This is a genomic window from Sporosarcina sp. FSL K6-3457 (assembly GCF_038007285.1).
In the GTDB taxonomy this organism is placed as follows: domain Bacteria; phylum Bacillota; class Bacilli; order Bacillales_A; family Planococcaceae; genus Sporosarcina.
Window position 1 is genome coordinate 1817030 of record NZ_JBBOWX010000001.1, and the last position, 17954, is coordinate 1834983.

Genomic DNA, 17954 nt, shown 5'->3' on the forward strand with positions numbered 1-17954 from the left:
TGGCTTATGCTATACTATATGCATAAATGAGGCGTTAATCTAGCCTAATTCGTGTCTATAGGGAGAGAACTGCAATGATTTATGCACAAGGTATACTATCTTTTTTATCAAATAATAGAGTACCTACTACACTAACTACTTATGTGAAGAATAAACATGTACATATGGAGATAATTGAAATAGCTGAGCGACATTCCGTAGCTGGTGGTTCACAAACTTTTGAGGTTACTTGCCGTTATACAGCTTCCTTGTATGAAGATTACAATTGTAAATCACTTGAGGACTACAATGGAAAAGTGAAACCTTTGCTACAAAAACAGATAAATTGTTTGATTTTTAGAGTAGAGGTTCATTATTTGAGGTATATGTAAATTATCACGTCTGTTGATTAACCATTTACTTGCATAATATACCGGTGAAAAAGGCTTGAAAACCTCCATTTTCACTGGTGCATTTCCGGTTCGCTTTCGGCTAACTATTCACGACATGATTACCGTAGAAGTAGGTTTGTCTAGAAATGACTTCGTCATTTCTAGACAAACCTTTTTCAGTCATCTTATTGCGAATACTTGCCTGTCGCGTACCTACAACGTTTAAGTGAAAAATATAGTTGCTTGGAAAGAAAAGAATAGATGACTTTCTATAGGGACTGTAAGTGCCCGAAGATACAATTTCGGGCACTCTTGTACGTTGTATAAGGTGCTCCCACTTTACTTTTAACGAGTTTTATAAGAATGTGACACTTCCTAAAATAACAGCAGGAATGACCATGGTAAAAGCCTCATCTATCCAACTACTCTCGACGCTTCGCCTTTGTTTGCAAAAGCCGTTCTTCGTGGCGGCTTTTATCCAAGTAAAAAGCCAGCTATTCTTTCTTCCCCAAAAGCATTAGCACTTTGTGTATAAGTGTTTTTGGAGAGCGGACCACCATACCATTACCGAAAACAGCCCGGTAATGGTATAGAAGTCATCCAATTCACAGTGAACCAAAAGAACTGTACACAGCGCGCATAGTGTTTGATTAAGTTATTTTTTGGTTAATCAACAGGCGTGGTAAATTATCTATTAAAAAACACCTGCTTTACAATTTTTTTATATAAAAGGGTGTTTTTGGGTAGTTATAATATTATTGTTGAGGGGTATCCCTAAAAAATTGGATTTTCGTGCAACCAAGGCCTTTGCAAACCATAGCAGAGGTCTTTTTTGACATTAATAATTAACGACTTGCTGTACTGTACATAATTGACACTTTGATGGTTCCATCATCATATTTCCCCGTTCCCGAAACCATTATTCCCACTGTCAAGCGATTGCCGCCTAGTTCAGCACTAATATTCTCAAGGCTGGTTTCTGGATCTGCGTTTCCATTGCTAGCGTCTATAATATCTGTATATCCAGCCTGTTCGATGTATTGTCTGTATTGGTTATAATAATCAATCACTTCACCTTCGATTCCATAGTTCATAATATACATCATGCCAGTATCCGTTTCATTTTCGATGATAAATAGTTCTACACCCGTAGGGACCGGAAAATCTGTCGGAAACGCATCTGGTAATGTTGTATGGAGTGAAATATCTTTTAGAACTGTGTCACCTTTCTCTTCTTGAACTACATCAATCTCAGTGTCATTGGATGTTACTTCTTCGTTTTGCTTGTTTGCTGGTTCTGCAGCTGCTTTTTCAGATTCGTCATTCCCTGTCGATGATGATGCACAACCGCCTATAAGAAAGAGTAGTATTGAAATGATGTAAACAGTAGTTTTTTTCATAAACACTTCTCACCTCTCTGTGTCATTTTAGTTGCTCTCTACTATAACAATTTAGAGTTAAGATTCGGTAAAGGAAGTACGTTAATAGTCAAAATTTAAACTTAGTTTGAATTGTATGGAGTAGATTAAAAGTAAATCAGTCAAGGTGAGTAGGTGGTGTAGCTTTTTTGTGGTGATTGACTTATAAAAACTTCGGATGTATAATACCTAGTAAATGGATATGAATTATTGTGATTAAAATATAGAAAGGATGTTTACCATGACAAGCCAATCGATTGTAGTTCATGCGGGTCAAGCAAATCTTTCAGGCGTGCTTCATCTACCAGAGAGAGTAGGACAGAGGAAGGTTCCGCTTATTGTATTAGTCCACGGATTTATCGGCAGTAAAGTGGGCGAACATCGGCTATTTGTGAAGGCGGCACGTTATTTTACGGACAAGGGCTATGCAGTATTTCGTTTTGATTTTAGTGGTTGTGGGGAAAGTGATGGTGACTATGCGGATGTGACGGTAACGAAGCAGTTACGTGAAGTGCAGGCGGTGCTAAATGTTGTTTCCAAATTACCGCAGGTGGATGCAAATAATATTATTGTAATAGGTCATAGTCTTGGTGGTGCGGTGGCTTCGTTAACAGCAGCCAAAGATCGTCGCGTTCGTAAACTTATTTTGTGGTCGTCTGTGGGCAAGCCATATGAAGATATCACAGAAATTATAGGAGCGCACGCTGTGGAAACCGCGGCAACGCATGGAGTCGTTGATTATCAAGGATTCCATGTAAGTCAGACGTTTTTAACAGATTTGAAAAATCATCATCCCTTCGAAGCGATTCGCTCGTACCGAGAAGCGGCATTGATTATTCATGCGCAAGAGGATGAGGATGTACCAAAAGAACATACCGCCCGTTATTTCGCAGCATTGCAACAAAGACCTATTTCTGAACAGGTCAATACGCATTATATTAAAGGTGCGGATCATACGTTTTCAAGTTACCAATTTGAACATGAATTATTCGAGGAATCTGCTGAATGGCTAAAAAAGTGTTATGCGTATCCTAGGAAAATAGCATTATAGTGTAAAGTTGATGGACGGGGCCATCAACTTTTTTGCGTAGGAACTTGTCTATCGAGTAAGTTGAATTCAATTCGAATGCAGGTATAATCAGAATAGTACACTGTATTTAATAATAAAGAACGAAGCAGAAAATGGGGGAAATCAATATGTATCAAGAACCAATTTTTTTAACACCAGTCTTTCAAGAACGAATTTGGGGGGGCGATAAACTCAAGACGTTATTTGGTTATTCGATTCCTAATGATCTAACAGGTGAGGCATGGGTGATTTCGGCTCATAAGAATGGTCCATCTACGATTAAAAACGGCCCGTTGCAGGGGCAAAGTTTAGCACAGGCTTGGTCTGAGCACCCATCATTATTTGGTAAAGAAAAGACGGAGGGTGACTTTCCGTTGTTAGTAAAAATATTGGATGCTAATGATAATTTGTCGGTGCAAGTCCATCCAAATGATGCCTATGCACAGCAAGTCGAAGGCGAGCCATACGGCAAGACGGAATGCTGGTATGTGCTTGATTGTGAGCCGGATAGTGAGATTATTTTCGGTCACCGTGCAAAAACGCAAGAAGACTTTAAACGCCGGGTAGACGCTGGACAATGGGATGACTTACTTATGAGTGTTCCCGTGAAAAAAGGCGATTTTTATTATGTGCCGAGTGGTACGATTCATGCAATTGGCAAGGGGATTGTCATTTTGGAAATCCAACAAAGTTCGGATATTACATACCGTGTTTATGATTATGATCGCAAGGATGATGCAGGACAAACACGTGAACTTCATATTGAGTCTGCGATTGAGGTAACGAATTATCCGCATACTTCAGAAGCACCTGAAAAAGTGGAACAGACTGTTGGGGACTTAGTTACTACTCGATTAGTGAAAGAACAGTATTTTACAGTTTACGATTGGAAGTTGGAGGGCAAGGTTGCGACGCCTTTACAAGCGGATTACTTGTTGGTCAGTGTTGTGAATGGAACAGGGGAGATTACTGTCGATGGCCGTTCATTCCCACTTGAAAAAGGGGATAACTTTCTGCTGCCAGCAACGATTACGAGTTATGAGATGGCAGGAAATTTAGAAATGATGGTAGCGCATGAATAATTCAGCAGTCATAATTAATAGCTTGAGCGAATGAACTTCATCTAGTTTGTTATAATTGAAGATAGTCAAATGTAAAACTTCTACTCATAAAATGGTAGGAGTTTTTACTGATGTTTCGAAAATGGCTATAAAGCATATAGGTTGTTCGAACAAAAGGAGGCGTGATTGATGAATATACGTCAGGTTGAATTATTGAACATCTTGTTAACGACAAAGGAAAAATATACATTAATAGACCAATTGGCCGAACAACTAGGTTGTTCGGAAAAAACGATTCGGAATGATTTAAAAACGGCTGCGATCTTTTGTATAGAGCATTCTAGCATTAGTCTAGAGCGTAAACCTGGATGTGGTATTTTTCTACTTGGTCCAGAGGAGGAGCGGCAGCACTTAGTCCGGTTGTTGCAGAGCAATCGTGAAAAACCAACGGATGAACGCGTTTTTGATATAGCTTATCAACTGCTGACGAGCAATCATCCACTGACGCTTCAAGATTTTGCAGACCAGCATTTTACGAATAAAACAACTGTTAAGAAGGATCTTGACTACATCGCAGATTGGCTGCAGCCATTTGGCATTTGTCTTCATTCTAAGCAGAAAGTCGGGATTTTTCTTGATGGGGAGGAAGCTAGGAAAAGGAGTGCGATGGCGCATTTATCACAGCTTGCCCCTACGCATAAGCATGAACACAATTCCATTACGCGTTTGTTTCCAGCGTATGAAGTGAACTTTGTGAAGTCTATATTATATAGTGGTGGGTTTTCGTTTACAGACGAAACATTTGATCGCTTAATCATCCATATTTTAATTATGATCAAGCGAATTAAACAAAAAAATCCCATTATCATTCCGCCGGATAGCCAACAAATCACAGAGCAAATTGAATACCAATTAGCGCAAGAATTGAAGAAGAAAATCGAACCTTTCTTTTCGGTAGGAATCCCAGATAGTGAAGTCATCTATTTAGCATGGCATTTAATGAGCGGAAAAAGACTGGCGATTGACGAAGTGGAAAATCCGATGCTTGACAGGTTAGTCAACGAACTCATTACTGAAATGACACGGTTAACAAAAATCGATTTCACCACTGATATTACCTTGTTTCAAGGGCTTTCAGTTCATCTTCAACCGGCTTTAAATCGAATTTCGTATCAGTTGCCGATAAAAAATCCCTTGCTGACAGAAATTAAAAATATGTATCCTTATATGTTCAGTATGGTCATTTTTACACTTGGAAACGCTGGTTTTGCGTTTTCTGGGATACTGCCTGAAGATGAGGCAGCTTATATTGCCCTTCATTTTCAAGCGTCAGTAGAGCGTAGAAAGCAGCGAACTCCACGAAAAAAGCGTGCAATCATTGTTTGTCATCATGGGATTGGTATGTCTCATTTACTGAGATCCCGAATTGAGCGTCAGATTCCTGGTTTACAAATTGAACATTGTATGAGTAGAGCAGATATTAGTAAACATAAGGTAGATGACTTTGACTTAATTATTTCGACGATGCCCCTACCGGAAGTATCCATTTTCCATATTGTGATCTCGGCTTTATTTGATCTAGAGGATCAAGAACGTCTACATGATTTTGTCGAAAATAATGGTGCGGTGGAGCAGGATCAACATCAGTATGCGACTTTGCAACATTTTATCGTTGAGGATGCTATTCATGTGCAAGTGGATCTTGAACATCGTTATGAAGTTGTAGAGATGTTGGCGAATTCTTTATATGATCATGGTCTTGTTAAAAAAGAGTATATTCACAGTGCCATTTTACGAGAAAGAGCCTCCGCAACTTCAATAGGCTCATCGATTGCCATTCCACACGGTAACCCGCCAGGTATTCTTCAGTCAAGCATTGCTGTAGCTGTTTTGAAAAGGCCGATTGAATGGGGAACTGAATATGTATCACTTGTATTTCTACTTGCTGTTGTGAATGAAGACCCAGAAGTCATAAAAAAGCTTTTTAACGAACTGTCATTGCTAAGTGAACAAACAGAATTCGTCAAAAAACTATCAAAACAGACAACAAAACAAGAAATTTTGAATGAATTAAGGCAATAACAACTTATTACCGGAAGTTGCGGTAAAAGTATAAATATATACGTACTCTTTAGGGGATAGGATAAAGGTAGTCGATTTATACTAAACTAAAGGAGGCCGTATCAAATGAAAATTTTAGCAGTAACTGCTTGCCCAGTTGGAATTGCGCACACGTACATGGCTGCAGAGAATTTGCAAAAAGCAGGAAATAAGCTTGGTATTGATATGAAAGTTGAGACACAGGGTTCAACAGGCGTTGAAAATGCATTGACAGATCGTGATATTGAAGAAGCAGATGGCATTATTATTGCTGCTGATAAAAACGTTGATAAAGATCGATTCGCAGGGAAAAGAATCATTGTGACAGGTGTTCAAGATGGCATCCGCCGTCCTGAAGAGCTAATCAATCAATTTAAAACGGGTGATGTACCTGTCTATAAACCTGGTCAACGTTCACTTGCAGATACGAAAAAAGACCGCGCATCTAAACAAAATCCAATTTACCGTCATTTAATGAATGGTGTATCGTATATGATTCCATTTATTGTCGTTGGTGGTCTATTAATTGCCTTAGCCTTAACACTAGGGGGAGAAAAAACACCTAGTGGCATCGTGATTCCAGAAGATTCGATTTGGAAGACGATTGAAAGTCTTGGTGGCGCGTCCTTTATGTTCATGATTCCTATTTTAGCTGGCTTTATCGCAGTGAGTATTGCAGATAGACCAGGGCTAGCACCAGGAATGATTGGTGGATTTATTGCAGCAAATGGAAGTTTTTATGGAAGTGAAGCGGGAGCTGGATTCATCGGCGGAATTATCGCTGGATTCCTTGCAGGCTATGTTGCACTCGCTATTAAAAAGATAAAAGTACCAAAAGCACTTCAACCGATTATGCCAATTATTATTATACCGATTTTTGCAACACTTATTGTTGGCTTGCTCTTTATTTACTTTATCGGTGCACCTGTTTCAAGTATATTTGAAGCACTAACGACTTGGTTGGCGGGTATGCAGGGAACAAGTTCCATCCTATTAGCACTTATCCTTGGCGCGATGATTTCATTTGATATGGGAGGACCCTTCAACAAAGTTGCCTTTCTATTTGGTTCAGCTATGATTGTCGAAGGAAACTATGAGATTATGGGACCTATCGCGGTTGCCATTTGTATCCCGCCAATCGGAATGGGACTTGCCACGTTTTTGAATAAGAAGAAATATAGTGAAACAGAATTGGAAACGGGGAAAGCATCCTTTACGATGGGCTTGTTTGGGATAACTGAAGGAGCCATTCCTTTTGCGGCACAAGATCCACTTCGGGTTATTCCAAGTATTATGGTCGGTTCGATGGTCGGTTCCGTCATTGCGATGATTGGTAACGTAGGTGATCGGGTTGCGCATGGTGGCCCGATTGTAGCTGCTCTTGGTGCTGTTGATAATGTATTGATGTTCTTCATCGCGGCGATTGTCGGTGTACTTGTCACAGCGCTTATGGTTAACCTCTTAAAGAAAGATGTTCAGCTGGAGCCGGCGATGGCTGGTGTGCCTGCTTCGACTGATGTCGATGATCAGCAGGCGGCGCCTGAACAAGCGGGCAAGGAAATTCGTTCATTAACAGATATTACAAATGAACAATTAATAGATGTCAACTTACGCAGTTCAACCCGCGATGATGTTATTGATGAAATGATTGCCAAATTAGATGCAGCTGGTGTGCTCGAGTCAAAAGAAGCATTTAAAGAGGCAATATTTAAGCGAGAAGCACAAAGTACAACAGGAATTGGTGCAAATATTGCGATTCCACATGGTAAATCTGCTGCGGTGAAGCGGCCAGCAGTCGTTTTCGGACTTCAACGTGCTGGTGTGGATTGGAACAGTTTAGATGGAACAGCAGCCAAATTAATCTTTATGATTGCAGTCCCGGAAGAAAGTGCTGGTGACGAGCATTTGAAAATCTTGCAAATGCTATCTCGCCGCTTGATGGATGAAGAATTTAAAGAGAATTTATTAGCTGTAACGACAGTTGAAGAAGCTTATCGACTTTTGGAAACCATCCAATAAAACCTTATCCCCTTATCCATTTTACTGGATAAGGGGATTTTGAAATGATTTGCTAGAATAACGACTGATGTTTTGAATATTGAAAGAGTGTCGATGTTTGATTATAGTAGAACTATCAATTGTCTGAGGACTAGGTACTGATTTTAGGAGAGGGGGCTTTTTGAATTGGCATTTTTCACAAAGGCTTGGTACGAGCAAATGCAGGATGCGCATGCATTGACAGTGCCGGAATCAGAAGAGGAATGGAGGGATTTTATTCGAGGTTTTGAAGAGGATGGCGATGATGTTCATGTTTATTTGCGTGATAGATTGGAGCAAGAGAAAGGCCGGTTGCTAAAAGTACTGCCAAAGGAGTTCCATCCATTCATTGAAGATGGGTCAATCAATCAGCCGTATTTGCCGAAATCGGTACAGGAAAAGCTTCTCATCTATTTACATGAAATGGAGCAAAATTATAGGGAGGTATTTGAGCAAGCACATGACCATTTTGAGTCGATTTGTGATCAGATTCCCAAAAACTTTGTGACATTGAAGGATGCGAGGCTGCATGATTCTCGTATTCTACATATTGCTCGTAAAGATGATGAGATTCGTTTGACAATAGATAGCTCGGGTTCTTTTAATAATGCGAGCTGTATTGTGGTAACTTTTAAAAAGGTGAAGGAGGAATCTAGCGAGTTGCCGCTTATGGAGGCACAATGGTGGCTATATGAAGAGGTCGATATTCATGATGAAGGTACAGTGTTTAGCCTACTTTTGGATTGTCCAATGACGCGTTGGATGGTTGTCGCGGAGGATGTTATCATCGAGTACTATTACAAGGCAAATAGCTTACCTGTCTGGCAGGATGAGGAATCGACTTTAGGGGCTACAGAAGAAGCGCTATCCAAGAGAGAGCAAGGATTACAGGTAAAGTTTCCTACCGCATATAGGCAATTGCTCGCCGAACAAAATGGGGGGCAGTTGACGCATAGCTTGATTGTAGCAACTGAGAAAGTAGTGGAAATTGGACCGCTATTTGGTGCTAATCAGCTAGTGCGGGAGGGTGATTTTGTATGGCTTAATCACAATGTAGCATTGCAATTTCATGAAGATTCAGAGCCAGTTGTGGTCCATAGAGATATCGGGCAGCTCGCTGAAAGCTTTGAACAGTTTTTAGAACGTTGTTTGTCCGCTACATACACGGATGAGTATGCAGTATTTTCCATTCCTTTAGCAGAAGAAGAGCTAGAATCCGCTTTACTTGGAGAGGATTTGGAACGCATGGTACGGGCGTGGAACACGATGAATGAGCGACCGGAGAAATATGTACCGCTTATTGAAAAAGGTATACTGTTTTTATTGAATCAAGAAGACAGTAACCTATATTCGATGGGCTCGACGAATGCCTTTATTTTTGACAATAAAGGAGTTTTGACGGCAGCGTTTAAAGAGAAATTAAAGGAATATGAGGATTGATCGATTCATGCGAGGTAAAGAAAAATTGAATAGGGGATTAAGTGATTGAACAAAACACTGCGATTTATCAGCTTAGTTGGTATGTGTATAGGTATGTCTCTAATGACTGTTGGCTGTTCTTCTTTTTGGGAGGAAGAGGCTGAAGAGTATCTGAATGATGCGGATCAAGAGGTATTGGTGTCTGCGTTTGATAACGTGCAGCATAATTCACCAATGAATGATTTTGTTTGCGAGCCATTTGATATCTACAATGATAGTGAGGATATATGTTACCCGCCAGAATCTTGTGAAACGGTGGAGGATTGCGCTATTTTGGGTGATCAATTAGCCGATGAAATATACGAACGGTTTGGTGATTTATTGACGGACTACGAATTTTCTGGGGATGGGGATACATACGACGAACAGGTATTGGCGAGGTATCGAATAGTTGAAGGAGCTTTGGTAAACCCGCAATTTGTTGATGTCGATGCGCAGTTTGAGTCGTATCGTGATGATGTTAAGGCGCATGTCCATATTTGGAATATGTTCACATATATCATCCCTGAAAAAGAACGTGAGATGTTAACAGGTTTCAATATATTTACGGATGGTAATGAGGAAACGCTTGCTCAGGTGGAGCCGGATGACGAAGATGTCAGCAGATGGCTACTTGGCGTGGACGTTATGGATGCGGATGAATCGTTTATACTTAAAACGACACTGTTGCATGAGTATGCTCATTTACTGACATTGCAAAAGGACCAAATGGATATGAATGAGGACGTGTTGTTTGCGTATGAAGATGATGCGATACATGAAACGGCTCTGGCTGCTTGTAACTATTATTTTGTGGACGGTATGGGTTGTATGAAGGAAAATTCGTATTTGCACCAGTTTTATCTAGCGTTTTGGACGGACATTATTGATGATTGGTATGAGCGGGATATTGTGAATGACGAAGAAGAGGCGGCAGTATTTTATGAGGATTACGAAGATCAATTCGTAACGGATTATGCAGTAACAAGTCCTGATGAGGATATTGCTGAAGTGTGGCCTTATTTCATTTTATCCCCGAAGCCGGAGGGGGAAGAGATATGGGAGCAGAAAATCTTGTTTTTCTATCAATACCCAGAACAGGTGAAGCTCCGGGCTGAAGTACTTTCTCGGGTGTTATCTTATTTATCACAAGATGGAATCTAGTCTTGCGCATTAAGTTTTTTTACAAACAGATTGAGCAACCTATTTTGGTTGTCCAATCTGTTTGTTTGTGTTGGGAATTATCTTGTTCAAACATCAATATTATATTGCTTTATTTTATTATAAAGACTAACCCTTGATATCCCGAGTTTTTTTGCTGCGGCACTTTTATTTCCGTAGGTTTCAATAAGTATTTCTTTGATACGGGCGCTTTCTAATTGCGCTTTTTCTTGGGCTAGACCTTCTTTACCTATGTGATTGTTGTTTGTGGCAGGGAATATATTCATAATATCTTCTGCATGGATTGTCGAATTATCAATAATAATAATCATTCGTTCTACAACATTTCGTAGTTCTCGAATATTGCCCGGCCACTGATAGTTCGTAAACATCTCCATAGCACTGGCTAGAAGAGTGGGTATCTCTTTTTGGTATTTCGCACAATACTGTTGTACGAAGTTATTGACTAAAATCGGAATATCCTCAATACGCTCTCGAAGTGAAGGGATTTTCAAAGTTACAACATTTAACCGGTAATATAAATCTTCGCGAAATAGTCCTTGTTTAATCATATCTTCTAAATTGCTATTGGTTGCTGCAACAATTCGGCTATTCACTTTTATGGATGCATGACCGCCTATGCGAGAAACTTCTTTCTCTTGCAATACGCGAAGTAATTTCACTTGCATATCAAGGGGCAGCATCCCGATTTCGTCTAAAAATAATGTGCCGCCATCTGCCATTTCCACTTTTCCCGCTTTTCCGTCCTTATGGGCACCTGTAAAAGATCCTTTTTCATAACCAAAGAACTCACTCTCGAAAAGAGCCTCAGGGATTGCACCACAATTGATGGGGATAAAAGGCTGATCTTTTCGTAAGCTTGCTTCGTGTACGCCTTGTGCAAAGAGTTCTTTACCAACACCGCTTTCCCCTTGAATTAACACAGTCGCATCCGTTTTTGCAACTTTAAGCGCTAACTCCTTGGCTGCTTGTATGGTGCCGCTATGTCCTTTAATTTCCGAGAAAGGCCCAACTTGCTCCTGCAAATTATACTGCTGTTTGACCTTTTGTAATTCTGTTGTTGTTAATGATAGCTTTTCATTTAATTTTACAATGTTTGTGATATCTTGATCGATTGAAATGGCTCCGATTAAGTTCTCTTCACTATCAAAAATAGGCGATGAGCTTATGAGTACATGCTTATCCGGTCTGGGCTGGTGATAGACATTAAAAACAGGCTTTTTCGTTTCCAGTATCTCTAATAATTTTAAATCTTCCTTTTTAAAAAATGCACTAATCTTCTTCGTTTTAATAGCTGAAAGTGGTATCCCATACGTTTGTTCAGCTTGTGAATTCCAATATTCTACTTCCCCCAAGACGTTAATAATGGCAATTGCATCAGAACTTGTTTCGATTAATGTGTTCAAATAATAGCGTGAATGTTCAAGGGGCATGTTCTTCATTTCCACCGACATCCTTTCTGAGGATAGTTGTTAGTGTTAATTTTACACTTTACAATACTGTAAAGTTAATGAACAGTCTTTATTGTAATGAATTATGTAAACGATTGCAATAGAGCGATTACACTTCCTTTTATAAGTTGGCATGCTTCTTGCAAGTAGAGTAGTAAGCAACAAATAATTATGTACTTGGGAGGTATTAACACTTTATGGTGATGATAGAGAATACGATTCGAACGATTGATGCCCATACAATGGGGGAAGCAGCCAGAATCGTGATTGATGGCATCCCGGAAATCCATGGGAATAGCATGATGCAAAAGAAAAAAGGAATGCAATCTGAAATGGATCATATACGAAAGCTACTGATGCATGAACCAAGAGGACATTTAAATATGTTTGGGGCTATTTTAACGGAACCATGCAACCCGGAGTGTAGCCTTGGTGTATTATTTATGGATAGCGGTGGTTATCTGAATATGTGTGGTCACGGAACGATTGCAGCTGTAACGATTGCAATTGATCAAGGGCTAATTGAGAAACAAGATACGATATTACTGGATACACCTTCGGGGGTTGTTGAATGTCATATCGTCTACGAAGATGACAAGGTGAAGGAAGTATCCTTTATTAACGTACCAGCATTTTTATTGAAAAAGAATGTAAGCGTTTTAGTAGATGGCGTAGGACAGGTATATATGGATATAGCCTTTGGAGGAAGCTTCTTCGCGATTGTCGATGCCAAACAATTTGATTTGTTTTTGACGATTGAGGAGCAAGATAGGATTGCGGCACTTGGTATCGCAATTAGGAAGGCTGTGAATGAGCAGCTAACAATCGAACACCCTGAAATACCTGAGATTAACACAGTTGACCTTGTGGAGTTTAGTTTAGAAGTAGGAAAAAATCATTATAAAAATACTGTCGTTTTTGGAGATGGACAAATCGATAGATCGCCTTGCGGAACAGGCACATGTGCGAAATTGGCAACATTGGATCTTGGCAAAGGTGAAGAAATTATCCAAGAAAGTATTATTGGCTCCCGATTTAAAGGGACAATCGTCGATTATACGCAGGTCCAAGGTTTTAATGCAATTATTCCTAAAATTACGGGCTCCGCATGGATGACGGGAATTCATCAATTCTCATTAGATGCAACGGACCCATATGTAGAAGGATTTTTGTTGAAATAAGTAACCGAAATTAAAAAATGGAGGTATTTGATATGGGATTAACGAGAGATTTTTTTATGGCACTATCACAAAATAAAGTGCTAAATAGCGGGGCGAAACGGTGGGGACTCAAACTAGGCGCACAATCAGTTGTAGCGGGCACAAGCGTTGAACAAATGGTTGAAAGCGTTAAGCAGCTAAATGCAAAAGGGATTGCAGCGACAATCGATAATCTTGGGGAGTTTGTGTTCGAGAAGCAAGAGGCGATTGAGGCGAAAACACAGATATTAGCTGTTATCGAGGCGATTCATGCACATAGATTGGATGCGCATATCTCCTTGAAACCTACTCAGCTTGGTTTAGATATTGACTATGCGTTCTGCTTGGGCAATCTACAGGAGATTGTTGCAAAAGCAAATGATTATAACATATTCATCAATTTTGATATGGAGGATTATGGGCACTTACAACCATCCTTTGACATTATTGATGAGCTATCAAAGGATTATAATAATATTGGAACCGTCATTCAAGCCTATTTCTATGAAGCTGATGAAAATCTTCAAAAATATAAGGACTATCGGATGCGAATCGTTAAAGGTGCTTACAAAGAACCCGAAAACCTAGCATATCAAGACAAAAAAGACATTGATCAGAATTATATCCGATTGATTGACTATCATTTGCTAAATGGTAAATTCACGTCAATTGCAACGCATGACCACAATGTCATCAATCATGTGAAAAAGTTTGCGGAAGAACATAATGTATCAAGAGACAAGTTTGAATTCCAAATGCTGTATGGTTTTAGAAATGATTTGCAGCTTGAGCTTGCGAACGAGGGATATCATTTCTGCACATATGTACCGTTTGGTGTCGATTGGTATGGCTATTTCATGCGTCGGTTGGCAGAACGTCCACAAAACCTGAATCTTGTTGCGAAGCAAATGTTCAATAAAAAGACTAATACACTCATTGGTATTGGGGCTGGCGCATTCTTATTAGGAAGAGTTAGCAAGAAAAAACAGGGTTAAGGTATCATCCAGTAAATACGAGGGGGAATACACATGGAGAAAAAAGTATCGACTTCACAATTATTCGCAATCGGCTTTATGCTTTTTGCAATGTTCTTAGGTGCCGGGAATGTTATATTTGCGCCGATGTTAGGTCAACAGGCAGGGACGAATACATGGATTGCGATGGGGGGCTTCTTAATAACAGGTGTTGGGATGGTTCTTCTTGCAATTATTGCGCTAACGCGCGGAGGAGGAACTGTTGAAAAACTTGCAAGTAGGGTACATCCACTATTTGCAACTATATTTTCAATCTTGTTATTCCTGACGCTAGGACCTATTTATGTAGTTCCTCGCACGACATCAGTTGTCTATGAAATTGCGGTAAATCCATTAGTACAAGACAAATCAAATACCGGGCTCTATCTTTTTATTTTCTCATTGGTATTTATGGTCCTGACGATTTTCCTATCATGGAACACAACGAAGTTTGTGGATCGTTTAGGGAAGCTTATCACGCCGATTTTCATTGTACTATTAATCGTACTGGTCGCTAAGTCGATTATTACACCGATGGGTAGTTTTGGGGAACCCCAAGGAGATTATATAAATGGTGCCTTCCTCAAAGGATTTACCCAAGGGTACTATACGATGGATGTTCTTGCAGCTTTTGTTTTCGGGGGAATATTCATTAAATCCATTAGTTCCTTGGGAATAAAGTCAGAAAAGGAAGTATCGACATTATTCATTAAAGCTGGAATGATTACTATTGTTGGTTTGGTCGCCTTACAGATTTCCATGGCATGGATAGGAGCTTCAAGCATCAATCCACTTGGTTATATGGAAAATGGGGGAGAAGTATTAGCTCAAAGTGCAATTGTCCTGTTCGGACAATTTGGTATTTACATTATTGGAACCGTTATTTTGCTGACGGGGATTACAACAAATGTTGCATGCTTAGCAGCTGTTGCGGAGTATTTCGAAAGAATTGTACCTGGTGTTTCATATAAAAAATGGTTGATTGTTTTCGCTACGTTAGGGTTAGTCATTACAAACTTTGGACTCACTACAATTTTAACAATGGCGTCTCCAATTTTACTTTTACTTTATCCGTTAGCCATTGCTTTAATTGTACTGATATTCGCGAATAACCTGTTTAACGGCCATCAATCGGTTTATGTTGGAACGATCATTGGCGTCGGTATTATCGCCGTCCTAGATGCGTTAAAGGATGCAAACATTTTGACGGAAGCAATCAATAGCACTTTTGGTTTTATCCCATTATTTGAAAGTGGTGCTGGATGGATTGTGACCGGTATTATTGGATTTGTGATTGGTTTAGTGGTAGCAAAATCAAGAAAAGAACCCATTACATTAATTAATATCGCAGGTGAAGAGGTCCATTGAGGCGATTATAAAGGAACAGCAAAATCAGTCATGTATGTGTATGGCTGATTTTTTGCGTTTATCAGTTTAGACTCTATTCGAACAAGAGACAGCTGAATGTACCCAGACTTCTTTAAAAAACATTCATTCATAAAAAAAACTTTGCGGGCATACTTTGAATACTATTTCAAAGTAGGAGGATTTTACCGTTGACTAAAACTGACAATAAATTATCCGTATTTGCATTAGGCGGTATTAATGAAATCGGTAAGAATATGTATGTATTACAATATGAAGACGATATCGTTGTCATCGACTGTGGTTCTAAGTTTCCTGATGAAAGTCTATTGGGAATCGATTTGATTATCCAAGATATTTCGTATTTGAAGCAAAATAAGGATAAGATTCGTGCATTACTTGTTACGCATGGACATGAGGATCATATTGGAGGTATCCCTTATTTTTTAAAACAATTAAATATACCGGTATATGCAACACGATTAACGCTAGGTTTAATTCAGCTTCGTTTAAAAGAGCATGGTCTTCTTAGGTCAACTGAGCTAGTTTTAGTAAATGATGAGTCAGACCTGGAGTTTGGCGCAGTGAGACTAACATTTTTCAAAACAAATCATAGCATCCCGGATTGTCTAGGGGTTGTATTTCATACACCAGAGGGGGCAGTCGTTCATACCGGTGATTTTAAGTTCGATTTAACGCCGGTGAATAATGATTATCCGGATATTTATAAAATGGCTGAAATCGGTCATAATGGTGTGCTACTTTTATTATCGGAAAGCACGAATGCGGAGCGCCCGGGCTTTAATCCGTCCGAACGGCTTGTTGGCGGACATATTGAAGAAGCATTCCGGCAAGCAAGTCGTAAGGTATTCATTTCGACTTTTGCTTCGAACGTCCATCGTGTTCAGCAAGTAGTAGATGCAGCACAAAAAACAAACCGTAAACTCGCCTTGCTTGGGCGCAGTATGGTGAATGTTGTCGCGGTTGCATCAGAACTAGGGTACTTAAAAATTCCTGAAGGGATGTTAATCGAGAAGAATGAAATCAAGGGGATGGAGCCGGAGAAAGTTGCGATTCTTTGTACGGGGAGTCAGGGAGAACCAATGGCAGCACTGTCTCGCTTGTCGAGTTCAAATTTTCGCGAGGTAGAAGTCCAGCCTGAAGATACAGTGATATTCGCCTCAACACCAATCCCAGGAAACGAAAAAAGTGTGGCACGCATCATCGATAATTTATTTCTTTTGGGAGCTAAAGTAATTTATGGATCAGGAACGGTCACAGGTATGCATGTATCAGGACATGCCTGTCAGGAAGAGTTGAAGCTTATGCTGACTCTCATGAAACCAAAATACTTTATTCCTATCCATGGCGAATTTAGAATGCTGTACCAACACCGTTTATTAGCCGAATCCGTTGGGGTGCAAAGAGAAAATATATTCATTATTAACAATGGAGATGTCGTTGATATTACGAATCAGGTTGCTCGTCAAACAAGGAAAGTCCAATCGGGGAATATATTTGTAGATGGCATGGGCATTGGAGATGTTGGAAACATCATATTACGCGATCGAAAGCTGCTATCTGAGGAAGGGATGCTAGTCATTGTCATTATACTGGATAAAACGGATGGCCGGCTTATTTCTGAGCCAGATACAATTTCTCGAGGTTTCGTATACGGTAGCGATTCGGAAGCCTTGTTGCGAGAGGCCAATGAATTAGTGAGTACAACGATTAACAAGTTGCAAGGCGCCAGTACAAACCAAAGAATTAATTTAAAGCAGCATATAAAAAAGTCGGTTGAAACACTGTTATATTCGAGAACAAAAAGAAGACCGATGATTCTTCCTGTCATTATTGAAATATAAGAGCGGCTGCGCAAATATACTTTACTTGTTATTTATATAAAGGATGAGTGGAATCAGTCATGTAAGCAAATGGCTGATTTTTTGTTTATGATGAATTATAATATCTGCTTTCATCCAACGTAAAAAATTTGTTTTTCGATACGAATCGGAAAGTTGTTCTTGCAATGTCTTTCATTTATAATTATTGTATAAACTTTCGGACTAGTTATTCTTTTTTCGGTGAGTCGAATGATTGACAACGTATATTGATTACGTTAATATTCTTCTTATCTTATAAAACAAACCTGTACAGTATGAATTGGTTTATTTACCAATAAAGAAAGTAGAAGGTTTGTGAAAAAATTACAATACTGCAACGATGAAAT

The 17954-nt window shown here is 39.5% G+C and carries 13 protein-coding genes; 11 read left to right on the plus strand and 2 right to left on the minus strand.

From position 1 onward, the window contains the following. The first annotated feature begins 74 nt into the window (after positions 1–74). Positions 75–371: a hypothetical protein gene (locus N1I80_RS08800; RefSeq protein ID WP_340737504.1), complete on the plus strand. Its 297-nt coding sequence runs from the start codon at positions 75–77 to the stop codon at positions 369–371. 845 nt (positions 372–1216) lie between these two features. Here the strand turns inward: N1I80_RS08800 and N1I80_RS08805 are convergent. Beyond that, entirely contained in the window at positions 1217–1771 is a 555-nt protein-coding gene (locus N1I80_RS08805; RefSeq protein ID WP_340737505.1) for a hypothetical protein, read from the minus strand. A 259-nt stretch (positions 1772–2030) separates the two neighbouring features. On the opposite strand from N1I80_RS08805, the gene N1I80_RS08810 reads away from it, so the two are divergent. The 6 genes from N1I80_RS08810 to N1I80_RS08835 all read left to right on the plus strand — a co-directional run bounded on the left by N1I80_RS08810 (position 2031) and on the right by N1I80_RS08835 (position 10678). Beyond that, positions 2031–2840: an alpha/beta hydrolase family protein gene (locus N1I80_RS08810; protein ID WP_340737506.1), complete on the plus strand. Its 810-nt coding sequence runs from the start codon at positions 2031–2033 to the stop codon at positions 2838–2840. Positions 2841–2986: 146 nt separating this feature from the next. Continuing rightward, complete coding sequence (gene manA / locus N1I80_RS08815; protein WP_340737507.1) at positions 2987–3940, plus strand: mannose-6-phosphate isomerase, class I; 954 nt, start codon at positions 2987–2989, stop codon at positions 3938–3940. Positions 3941–4108: 168 nt separating this feature from the next. Then, positions 4109–6001 (plus strand): BglG family transcription antiterminator, encoded by a 1893-nt coding sequence (locus N1I80_RS08820; RefSeq protein WP_340737508.1) that lies wholly within the window; start codon positions 4109–4111, stop codon positions 5999–6001. Between the two features lie 105 nt (positions 6002–6106). Further along, complete coding sequence (locus tag N1I80_RS08825) at positions 6107–8038, plus strand: PTS fructose transporter subunit IIABC (RefSeq protein ID WP_340737509.1); 1932 nt, start codon at positions 6107–6109, stop codon at positions 8036–8038. A 165-nt stretch (positions 8039–8203) separates the two neighbouring features. Beyond that, the gene (locus tag N1I80_RS08830; RefSeq protein ID WP_340737510.1) at positions 8204–9496 is read left to right on the plus strand and encodes a DUF4085 family protein; all 1293 of its coding nucleotides are present in this window, start codon (positions 8204–8206) and stop codon (positions 9494–9496) included. Between the two features lie 45 nt (positions 9497–9541). Next, positions 9542–10678, plus strand: a complete 1137-nt coding sequence (locus N1I80_RS08835) for a hypothetical protein (RefSeq protein ID WP_340737511.1) — start codon at positions 9542–9544, stop codon at positions 10676–10678. 86 nt (positions 10679–10764) lie between these two features. Here the strand turns inward: N1I80_RS08835 and N1I80_RS08840 are convergent, their stop codons facing one another. After that, positions 10765–12138 (minus strand): sigma-54 interaction domain-containing protein, encoded by a 1374-nt coding sequence (locus N1I80_RS08840; RefSeq protein ID WP_340737512.1) that lies wholly within the window; start codon positions 12136–12138, stop codon positions 10765–10767. Positions 12139–12347: 209 nt separating this feature from the next. Between N1I80_RS08840 and N1I80_RS08845 the strand changes: the two genes are divergently transcribed. From N1I80_RS08845 to N1I80_RS08860, 4 genes are all read left to right on the plus strand, one after another. Next, positions 12348–13328 carry a proline racemase family protein gene (locus tag N1I80_RS08845; protein WP_445683700.1) on the plus strand — a complete coding sequence of 327 codons (981 nt, stop codon included), beginning with the start codon at positions 12348–12350 and terminating at the stop codon, positions 13326–13328. 32 nt (positions 13329–13360) lie between these two features. After that, positions 13361–14341, plus strand: coding sequence for a proline dehydrogenase family protein (locus tag N1I80_RS08850; protein ID WP_340737514.1), 981 nt, complete (start codon positions 13361–13363; stop codon positions 14339–14341). Between the two features lie 33 nt (positions 14342–14374). Then, positions 14375–15727 carry a branched-chain amino acid transport system II carrier protein gene (brnQ, locus tag N1I80_RS08855; protein ID WP_340737515.1) on the plus strand — a complete coding sequence of 451 codons (1353 nt, stop codon included), beginning with the start codon at positions 14375–14377 and terminating at the stop codon, positions 15725–15727. 188 nt (positions 15728–15915) lie between these two features. Continuing rightward, positions 15916–17589, plus strand: coding sequence for a ribonuclease J (locus N1I80_RS08860; RefSeq protein WP_340737516.1), 1674 nt, complete (start codon positions 15916–15918; stop codon positions 17587–17589). Positions 17590–17954: the final 365 nt, after the last annotated feature.

What these genes read in the sequence shown, in the direction of transcription:
- N1I80_RS08825 (WP_340737509.1), top strand. Translation starts at nt 6,107, where the DNA reads ATGAAAATTTTAGCAGTAACTGCTTGCCCAGTTGGAATTGCGCACACG.
- N1I80_RS08820 (WP_340737508.1), top strand. Translation starts at nt 4,109, where the DNA reads ATGAATATACGTCAGGTTGAATTATTGAACATCTTGTTAACGACAAAG.
- N1I80_RS08810 (WP_340737506.1), top strand. Translation starts at nt 2,031, where the DNA reads ATGACAAGCCAATCGATTGTAGTTCATGCGGGTCAAGCAAATCTTTCA.
- manA (WP_340737507.1), top strand. Translation starts at nt 2,987, where the DNA reads ATGTATCAAGAACCAATTTTTTTAACACCAGTCTTTCAAGAACGAATT.
- N1I80_RS08805 (WP_340737505.1), bottom strand. Translation starts at nt 1,771, where the DNA reads ATGAAAAAAACTACTGTTTACATCATTTCAATACTACTCTTTCTTATA.
- N1I80_RS08850 (WP_340737514.1), top strand. Translation starts at nt 13,361, where the DNA reads ATGGGATTAACGAGAGATTTTTTTATGGCACTATCACAAAATAAAGTG.
- N1I80_RS08840 (WP_340737512.1), bottom strand. Translation starts at nt 12,138, where the DNA reads ATGAAGAACATGCCCCTTGAACATTCACGCTATTATTTGAACACATTA.
- N1I80_RS08800 (WP_340737504.1), top strand. Translation starts at nt 75, where the DNA reads ATGATTTATGCACAAGGTATACTATCTTTTTTATCAAATAATAGAGTA.
- brnQ (WP_340737515.1), top strand. Translation starts at nt 14,375, where the DNA reads ATGGAGAAAAAAGTATCGACTTCACAATTATTCGCAATCGGCTTTATG.